At 72.2% G+C, this 9,766-nt stretch carries 5 protein-coding genes; 2 read left to right on the top strand and 3 right to left on the bottom strand.

The window, feature by feature from the left end; genetic code table 11:
* Positions 1-1,449, bottom strand: a 1,449-nt coding sequence (locus ACWEVN_RS42855) for an Hsp70 family protein (RefSeq protein ID WP_452055102.1), incomplete at its 3' end; no start/stop codon positions are given.
* Positions 1,450-1,552: 103 nt separating this feature from the next.
* On the bottom strand, positions 1,553-5,563 hold the full coding sequence (eccCa, locus tag ACWEVN_RS42850) for a type VII secretion protein EccCa (RefSeq protein ID WP_452055101.1): 4,011 nt from the start codon (positions 5,561-5,563) through the stop codon (positions 1,553-1,555).
* Positions 5,564-5,869: 306 nt separating this feature from the next.
* On the opposite strand from eccCa, the gene eccD reads away from it, so the two are divergent.
* Complete coding sequence (gene eccD, locus ACWEVN_RS42845; RefSeq protein ID WP_449686318.1) at positions 5,870-7,234, top strand: type VII secretion integral membrane protein EccD; 1,365 nt, start codon at positions 5,870-5,872, stop codon at positions 7,232-7,234.
* A gap of 20 nt (positions 7,235-7,254) precedes the next feature.
* Entirely contained in the window at positions 7,255-8,832 is a 1,578-nt protein-coding gene (gene mycP, locus ACWEVN_RS42840; protein ID WP_449686319.1) for a type VII secretion-associated serine protease mycosin, read from the top strand.
* 67 nt (positions 8,833-8,899) lie between these two features.
* On the opposite strand, the gene ACWEVN_RS42835 is transcribed toward mycP, so the two are convergent.
* A partial coding sequence (locus tag ACWEVN_RS42835) for a WXG100 family type VII secretion target (RefSeq protein WP_452055100.1) occupies positions 8,900-9,766 on the bottom strand: 867 nt, incomplete at its 5' end.

Below are 9,766 nucleotides of genomic sequence, written 5' to 3'. Positions count from 1 at the left end.
CGCCGTCGCCGCCCCACGGGCAGCCGGTGGCGGGGCCGCGCGGTTCGGGAACCCGGCCGGCCCGGGCGAGCCGGGCGCGGCGACCGGGGTGCGCGGCGGTGCCGGGCGCTGGCTTCCGTCCCCCGGGCGCTGACCTCCGTCACCCGGGCGCAAACCGACGTCACCCGGGCGCTGGCTTCCGTCCCCCGGGCGCGGGGCGACGTCGCCGGGGCGGACGACCTCCGTGCGCTGCGCCGCCGGGCCGAGGTTCGCGCCCGGAACCGCGCCCAGCCGGGCCATCGCTTCGCCGGGCAGCGCGCCGGTGCGGTCCGGGTCCACCAGGACCGCCCGCAGCGCGCCGCGCGCGACGACCGTCTCGGGCTGGTCGAGGCTCGTCGGCACGACGCCGGTGCGTTCGTGCACCAGCCGCGAAATCATCGGGATCCGGCTCGACCCGCCGACCAGGAAGATCGCCGTGAGCTGCTTCGGCCGCAGGCCGGCGTCGCCGATCGCGGCGACCGTCAGCTCGACGGCCCGGCCCAGCGGGGCCGCGATCAGCCGCTCGAGGTCTTCGCGCGTGACGTGCGCGTCGGCGAACGGCGGCGGCATCGGCACGTCGGTGTAGGCGTGCCGCGACAACGTCTCCTTCGCGCCCCGCACGTCCTGGCGCAGCACGCGGCGACGGCGCCGGTCGGCCAGCTCACGGCCTTCGACGAGCTCGCGCCAGGCGTCCGGATCCGCCGCGGAGACCAGCGAACCGACGTGTTCGAGCAGGGCCTGGTCGATGTCGGCGCCACCGAAGCTGGGATCGCCCCGGGTGGCGAGCACCTGGAAACCGCCGCGCTGCGGGCGGCCGGCCCGGTCCCGCGCGGTCTCCGGCAGCCGCCGCACCACGCTGACGTCGACCGTGCCGCCGCCGAGGTCCAGCACCGCGAGCGCGTCGCCGGGGCGTCCGCTGAACTCGACGGTGCGGTCGTTGGTCACGTCCTGCGGCGCGAACGTCGCCGCGTGGTACACCGCCGCCGCGACGGGCTCCGGCACCAGCGCGACCTCGCGCGCCAGCCCGCCGGCGGCCTGCCGCAGCAGCCGGGTGCGGATGGCACCCCAGTCCGCGGGGTGGGTCAGCACGAGCAGGTCGACTTCGGCGTCCCCGGCCAGGCGGCGCGCTTCGGACACCGCGCGCCCCAGCACGGCGTGCACGACGTCGGTCACCCGCAGCACGTTCTCGCCGAGCAGCAGCTCGCCCTCGTCGATCCGCCGCTTCGGGTTCGGCTCGTACCGCGACGGGTCGACCGCCGCCTGCCGCTCGGCCTCCTGGCCGACGAACAGCGTGCCGTCGGCCGCCGCGTACACGGCCGAGGACATCAGCGGCTGGCCGTCGATCACCACGACCTGCGGCTCGCGCCCGTTCACCGAGGCGACGACGCAGGTGCTCGATGTCCCGAAGTCCACCGCAACCCGGACCGTCACCAGCAGCTCCCGCAATCGTGTTCGGGCTTCCTTGCGCCCCACCGGGACGCGCACCCGGGGAGGAACCTACCCACCCCGCCGGGAGCGCGTCCGGCCGCCGTCGTCAGTCGGGCTGGATCCACGACACCTGGATGAGCTGCTTGCCGTTCTTCCGGGTCAGCAGGTTGCCCCGGCCCGGCGGCATCGCGCTCGGCTTGATGTTGCCGACCAGCGCACCTTCGTCGCGCGAGCCGTTCATCACCATGCCCGGGGCCGCGATCTCCTTGAGCTTGCCGATGATCGGGTCGTACATCGCCTTCGACGCGCCACCGGTGCGCCGCACCACGACCAGGTGCAGGCCGACGTCCTTGGCCTGCGGCAGGAAGTCGGAGATCTTCCGCAGCGGGTTGTTCGTCGACGTGGCCACCAGGTCGTAGTCGTCGACGAGGATGAACAGCTCCGGGCCCTTCCACCAGGACCGCGTCTTCAGCTGCTCCTGCGTGACGTCCGGGCCCGGGAGGCGGCGGGTCATCGAGTTGAAGACGTCGCCGACCATGCTCTCCAGCTGCGCGGACGAGACCGCGTACCCGAGGAGCGAGTCGCCCTGGATGAAGCCGAGCATCGTGCGCCGGTAGTCGACCAGCAGGATCAGCGCTTCCTTGGCGGTGTAGCGCTCCGAGATGCCCCGGGCGATCTGCCGCAGCAGGTTCGTCTTGCCCGACTCGCCGTCCGCGAAGGCGTAGAAGTGCGGCTCGGCGTTGAAGTCGATGTAGATCGGCTGCAGGTCCTCTTCGTTGACGCCGATCGGGATCAGCTTCGAGTCCCGTGCGGAGTCGAGCTTGAGCACCTCTTCGTAGGTGATCAGCTCCGGCAGCAGGCGGACCTGCGGGGCGACCCGGCCGCGCCAGGCGCCCTTGATCTTCGCCACCGCGTCGGCCACGCCGGCCGCGATCGTCTCCGGGTCGCTGGAGCCGTCGATCCGCGGGAGGCCGCCCAGCATGTGCAGCTTCTCGCGGGTCAAGCCGCGGCCCGGCCGCCCGGCCGGGATGTTCACCGCGACGCGCCGGTCGATGTCGGACTCGGTCGGGTCACCGAGGCGCAGCTCGAACCGGGTGCCCAGCATGTCCTTGATCGCCGGGCGGATGTCGGCCCACCGGTTGGCGGCGATGACGACGTGCACGCCGTAGGACAGACCCTGGGTGGCGAGCCGGGTGATCGTGGTTTCGAGCTCTTCGAAGTCGTCGCGCAGGGCCCGCCAGTTGTCGACGACCAGGAACGCGTCGCCGAACGGGTCCTGGTCCGGCCGGATCTCGCCGCGGCGCTTGCGGTTGCGGAACTCGGTCATCGAGTCGATGCCCATCGCCCCGAACCGGCCTTCCCGCTCGGTGAGCAGGGTGGTCAGCTCGGCCACGATCCGGCGGGCCTTGTCCGGCTCGCGCCGGGCCACCGCGACCCCGCCGACGTGCGGCAGGTCGGCCAGACCGGCCAGGGTGCCACCACCGAGGTCGAGGCAGTAGAACTGCGCTTCCTCCGGGGTGTGCGTCAGCGCCATCGACATGATCAGCGTCCGCAGCATGGTCGACTTGCCGGTCTGCGGGCCGCCGACGATCACGCCGTGCCCCGCCGCACCGGCGAAGTCCGCCCACAGCGGGTCACGCCGCTGCTCGTACGGCCGGTCGATGATGCCCAGCGGCACCTGCAGCCGCCCGTTGCCGAAGTAGCCCACCGGGGAGAGGCCGCGGTCGTCGGTCGGGTTCAGGTTGGGCAGCAGCGTGTCGAGCGAGTTCGGGTCCTTCAGCGGCGGCAGCCACACCTCGTGCGCCGGCGGGCCCTGGCCCACCAGGCGCGAGACGATGACGTCGAGCTCGCTGGGTTCGACCGCCTCTTCGGACTGCGGCTGCTGCTGGACCGGCGCCTCGATCTGCTGCGGCTCCGGCTCCTTCGGCAGCTCGACGAAGTCCGGGACGAACAGCTGCGGCCGCTTGTCCGCGCGGACCACGGTCGCCGCGGGGCCGGCCACCTTGAGACCGGCCGGCCGGTACGGGCCCGAGACGTAGGACGCCTTGAACCGCACCAGCGTCGAGGTGTCGTACTTGAGGTAGCCACCACCGGGGACCGACGGCAGCTCGAACGCGTCCGGCACGCCGATCGCGGCGCGGGATTCCGCCGCCGAGAACGTCTTGAGGCCGATCCGGTACGACAGGTGCGAGTCGAGACCGCGCAGCTTGCCCTCTTCGAGGCGCTGCGAGGCGAGCAGCATGTGCATCTGCAGCGACCGGCCCAGCCGGCCGATGGCGACGAACAGGTCGATGAAGTCCGGCTTCGCGCTCAGCAGCTCGGAGAACTCGTCGCAGACGATGAAGAGGGCGGGCAGCGGGTCGAGGTCCGCGCCGTTTTCACGCGCCTTCTCGTATTCCCAGACGTTCTTGAAGTTGCCGCCGTTCTTCAGCGCTTCCTGCCGCCGGTTCATCTCGCCGGCCAGCGCGTCCTTCATGCGGTCGACCAGGGTGACCTCGTCCGCGAGGTTGGTGATGACCGCGGAGACGTGCGGGGCCTTGTCGAGGCCGAGGAACGTCGCGCCACCCTTGAAGTCGACGAGGACGAAGTTCAGCGTGCTCGACGAGTGCGTCGCCAGCAGGCCCAGCACCAGCGTGCGGAGGAACTCCGACTTGCCGGAACCGGTGGCGCCGATGCAGAGGCCGTGCGGCCCCATGCCCTCGGCGGCGGCTTCCTTGATGTCCAGCTCGACCGGCTGGCCGTACTCGCCGACGCCGAACGGGACGCGGTAGCGGTCGCGGATCGGCCGCGGCCGCCACGCCTGCTGGACGTCGAAGGTCATCGGGTCGCCGGGGATGCCGAGCAGCTCCAGCAGCGACGGGTTGGACAGCAGCGGCTCTTCGTCGCCGACGTCCTGGCCCGCGGCGCCCCCGACGCGGTACGGCGAGATGAGCCGGGCCAGCGACTCGGTCTCGACCAGGCTGAGGGTGTCCGGGCGGCCGAACCACTCGACACCGCCGGCGCTGCGCGCGCCCAGCCTCTCGGGCTCGACGACCAGCCGGAGGCCGCGGCGGGCGGCGAGGTTGCCGAGGGAGTCGGACAGGTCGATCAGCGTGACGCCGACCAGGCCCTCTTCCAGGACGATCTGCTCTTCGCGGGTGACCTCGGCGTCGTCGATGATGATGACGACGTGCGGCTGGTCCGGCGCCGGCGTGGCGTTGCGGGAGAAGCGCTGGCGGTCACGCAGTTCTTCGTCGAGCCAGTCTTCGATCTGGGCCAGCGAGCCGGCCATCATGCGGAGCTGGCCGATGCCGTCGGACAGCGTGGGGTGCTGGACGTGCGGCAGCCACTTCGCCCACTCCCACTCCTCCTTCGCGCGGCCCGCGGTGGCGACCGCGATCAGCACGTCGTCGGGGCTGTGGAAGGAAACGAGCTGCGCGAGCATGGCGCGGGTGAGGCCCCGGGTCAGCGCGCGGTCGCCCTGCATGCTGACCGCGGCGAACCCGCGGAGGGTGATCTGGGTCGGCAGGTCCGGCACGATCGAGTGCGCGCGCACGAACCGGCGCAGCGCGAGGGTGGCGATCGGTTCCAGTTCGTCGACGGGCCCGGTCTGGGGCGGGACCAGCCGCGTGGCGAGCCGGTGTGAACTGCGCCCGACGCGCAGGTGCAGGAAGTCCTGGTCGTTCTGCCGGCGTTCCCACATCCGGCGGCTGGCGGCCAGCGACCACAGCGACTGCGGGTCCGGGTGCACCCATTCCAGGGCGGCGCGCTGGTCGACCATGGCCTCGCGGGCGCGGTCACGCATCTGGCCCAGGTAACGCAGGTAGTCCTTGCGGTCCTCGTCCATCTCCGCGCGCTTGGCGCCGCCGCCCTTGCCGCCACCGCCGGCCATCATCCCGAGCGTCCCGACGACCATCATGCCGCCCATGGCCATCATCATCGGGTTCCGGTTGCTGGCCTGGAACATGAAGACCATCATCCCGAGCGACGCGACGATCATGACGACCGGAAGCGCCTTCATCACGATGTTCCCGGGGATCACCCGGGGTACCTCGGGCGGCGGCTCGAGGTGCACCTCACCGCCCGGCGGCCGCGGTGCCGCCAGCCGCGGCGACTTCTTGAACTGCAGCGTGCTCATCGAAGGACCCCTCATTCAAACTCGACGATGGCGGCCACCGCGTCGGTGCGCGACCAACCTATCGAACGCCCTCGTGGAATTCCGCCGGATGCCGGAACCGCCCGGGAACGCTGCCCGATCGTCGTGAGGACAGTGTACGGCCCGGCACCGACAGTAATGGCGGTTCGGCGGCCCTGAGCTGCGGCAGCCGGTGAATTTCGGACGTTCGATGATGCCCGCGGGCGGCTTCGGTATAAGTTCCCCCGGGAGACGTCTCATCAGAGCGGGGGCAGTGCAGTGGCTACGGGCACGACAGTTTTCAGCAGGGTGACGGTCGTCGCACCGTCCACCCGGATCGACGTGGCGCTGCCCGCCGACGTCGCGGTGGCCGATCTGCTGCCGATGCTGCTGGACATGGCCAAGGAAACCGCGCCCGACGGCGGGGCCCGCCACGGCGGCTGGGCGCTGGCGAAACTCGGGGACGCCCCGCTCGACCCGAGCCGCACGCTGGCCTCGCTCGGCGTCGTCGACGGTGAGCTGCTCCAGCTGCGCAAGCGCAACGAAAACCCGCCGCCGCCGCTGTACGACGACGTCGTCGACGCCATCGCCGAGTCCTCCCCCGACAGCTTCCGCCCCTGGACCAAGGAAACCGCGAACCGGTTCGGGCACGTCGCGGGCGGGCTGGCGCTGTTCGCCGCCGCCGTCGCGCTGTTCATGAGCGGCTCCTTCTACGGCGGCAGCGCGCTGGGCGCGGCCATCGCCGGCGGCATCGGCGCCATCGCCTGCGTCGCGGTCGGCGCCACGCTCGCCAAGGGCTACCAGGCCGAACCCACCGGCGTGCTGATCGCCGCGGCGGGCGGGCTGCCGCTGGCCTTCGTCAGCGGCTTCTACATCGTGCCCGGGCTGTCGCTGCGGGCGAACCTGCTGCTCGGCGCGGTCCTGGTGATCATCGTCGCCTCGGTGTGCATCATGGTCATCGGCGCCGGCATCACGACGTTCATCGCCGCGGCCACCGCGGGCACGTTCGGCGCGCTGGCCTTCCTGTTCGGCACGCTCGTCGCGCACCCGGCGCCCGGGATCGCGGCCGGCACCGTCGCGGTCGCCCTCGCCTGCATCTCGATCCTCCCGCGCGCCACCATCTGGCTCGCGAAGCTGCCGCTGCCGCACGTGCCGAGCAACGCCGAAGAGCTGAAGGAAGACTCCGGCTTCCCCGACTACCGGGCGATCGAGCGTCGCACGGCGATCGCGCACAATTACATGACCGGCCTGATGGTCGGCTGCGGTGCCACGGTGGCCGTCTCGGCGATCATCGCGGCGACCGCGCCCGGCGCGTTCGGGATCATCCTCGGCGTCGTCGCGACGCTCGTGCTGCTGCTGCGCGCCCGCGCGTACGCCAACGGCAGCCAGGCGATCGCCCTGCTCACCACCGGCCTGGTCTCGGCCACCGGGATCGCCGTCGGCTGGCTGGTCTCGGCGAGCGCCCAGAACCGCCTGCTCTACGTCTTCGGCCTGCTGATCCTGCTCGCCGCGGGCGCGCTCGTCGTCGGCGTGATCTTCCCGAACCAGCGGTTCTCACCGCCGCTGCGACGCACGGTGGAGATCATCGAAGCGATCTGCATCGCCTCCGTGCTGCCCCTCGCCCTCGGTGTGATGGACCTCTACACCACCCTGCGGCACCTGAACTTCAAGTGACCGGGTCGGGTGAATCTCGGATGTCAGCAGGACGCCCCCTGGGCTCGGCCCGGCGCACCACGACGGCCCTGCTCGCCGGCACGATCGGCGTTCTGGCCACGGTCGCGGGCGCGGTGCCGGCCCACGCCCAGGCCGCCCCGGCCGACGGCTACTTCGCGACGCCGCCGCCGGTCGACGACAGCAAGCTGATCCCGGATTCCCGGCAGCCGGACAAGAAGTACAAGAAGTCGAAGGCCTGCGTCCAGCGCAGCACGCTCGGCCGGGACATCGTGCTGAAGAACCGGCCGTGGGGCCAGGACTACCTGCAGATCGGCAAGGCGCAGGAGATCGTCAAAGCGGCCACCGGCAGCGCCGGGGGCACCGTGCGGGTGGCGGTCGTCGACACCGGCGTGACCCAGCACCCGTGGTTCCAGAACCGGGTCAAGTCCGGCGGCGACTACGTCGCGAAGCCGGACGGGAAGCCCGAGGGCCTCGAAGACTGCGACGGCCACGGCACCGAGGTCGCCGGCATCATCGCGGGCAAGCCCGACAACCCGGAGGTCGGGTTCATCGGGGTCGCCCCGGACGCGACGATCGTGTCCTACCGCCAGCTGAGCGAGAACTACGAGCCCGACACCTCGACCCCGACGCCGCCGGCGAGCAGCAGCGGAGGCACGCCGCCGCCGTCGTCGAGCACCAGCCCGCCGCCGGGCGGCGGGGGCGGCAGCGGCGAAGGCGACCGGACGTCTCCGGGACAGACCAACGGCGGGCGCCAGCTGGAGAAGGCCGGCACCGCGGGGACGTTGAAGACGCTGGCCGAAATCATCCGCGGCATCGCCGAGCGCAACGAAGCCGACATCATCAACATGTCGGTCGACAACTGCCGCCCGGCCACCGGCTCGATCACCGAAGGCGAGCAGCAGGTCCAGGCCGCTGCCCACTTCGCCGCGCAGCGGGGTGTCGTGATCATCGCCGCCGCGGGCAACGCGACGGACACCTGCCCGCAGAACGACCAGCCGGACGCGCGGAAGCCGAATACGATCGTGACGCCGCCGTGGTTCGCCGACGACGTGCTGTCCGTCGGGGCGATCGACGAGACCGGCAGCGTGGCCCCGTTCAGCGTGCACGGCCCGTGGGTCGGCGTCGCGGCGCCGGGGACGCAGATCATGTCGCTCGACCCCGCCGAAGGCTCCGACGGCTTGGCGAACCTCACGTTCGAGAACGGCGACAAGGCCAGCCCGATCCAGGGGACGAGCTTCGCGGCGCCGTACGTCGCCGGGCTCGCGGCCCTGGTCAAGGCCAAGTACCCGCAGCTGGACGCGAAGGGCATCATCAACCGGATCAAAGAGACGGCCCAGCACCCGGCGGCACCGGGCGGCCGCGACAACTTCGTCGGCTACGGCGTCATCGACCCGGTGGCGGCGCTGACCCAGAGCCTGCCGTCGGAAGTGGGGAACCCGGCGCCGATCCCGGGCCCGCAGATGGCCCAGCTCCCGCCGGCCAACGACCGCAGCCCGACCCCGGTGATCGTGGCGCTCGCCGGAACGGGCGGCGGCCTGGTGGCGTTGCTGATCACCCTGTTCGTGATGCGCACGATCCGCCGCAACCGCCCCGAGTAGTCCGGCGCTACCCGTGCTCGACCGGGCACGCGTGATGCCCCTCTGATCACGGGTGATGCCGGTTCCGTCACTTCGCGGGCGGGGCCGGGGGCTTCTTCGGCTGGGGGTTTTCGTCCTCGCCGATCACCGGCGGGGCCACCAGATCGGGCTCGCCCAGCAGCTCCGACGGCTTCGTCGTCGGGCGGGTCTTCGACTGGCGGCGGCCGCCGCCACCGCCGCCGCCGAACGCGCCGAAGCCCATCATCGGCATCATCGGCATCCCGGACGCGCTGTGGCTCGCGGCGCTGTCCGGGGCCGGCTGGGGTGCCGGCTCCACGGGCTGGGCCGCGTCCGGCGTGCCGGCGCCGGTGTGCTTCGGCTCCGCCGGATCGCCGCTCGCCGACGACGGTGTCGTGACCGCGTCGGAGTCGGAGCCGGAGTCGGGCTCGGCCGGAGGTGGGGCGGGGGTGGTGGGTTCCGGCTCGTGCAGGCGGAAGCGCTCCTCCGGGTAGCGGTGTGCGATCTCGATGCTGCGCGTGGCCGCGTCGGGGTCGTCGATGCCGTTGCACAACCGGTCGAACGCCTCCAGGACGTCTCGCGTCGTCTCGTACAGCGCCTTCGCCGCGTCCTGGGTCTCCGTCAGCTGTGCCCGGGCGCGCTTGGTGCCGCCGCTGGGCAGCATCATCGTCTCGGAGATCAGGTCCGCTGCGCCGACCAAAACATCGGCGAGGTCGACGACCAGGTGGCGCAGGGTGGTCACCAGGTCGTCGAGGGCGTCCGCGAGCGTCGTGAGCGCCTCGCGGAGGTCGCCGCCCGCGGCGCCGATCTCCCGGATGTACCCGACGAACGCGTCGGCGTCGCGGCCCTCCCAGCCGGCGTCGAGCCGGCCCAGGTGGTCGTCGAGGCGGGCGGACACCTCGGCCGCCGCCGCGGCGGCCGCGCGCAAGCGGCCGGC

Source organism: Amycolatopsis sp. NPDC003861, from assembly GCF_053605405.1.
This window is presented reverse-complemented; position numbering and strand designations above follow the sequence as displayed.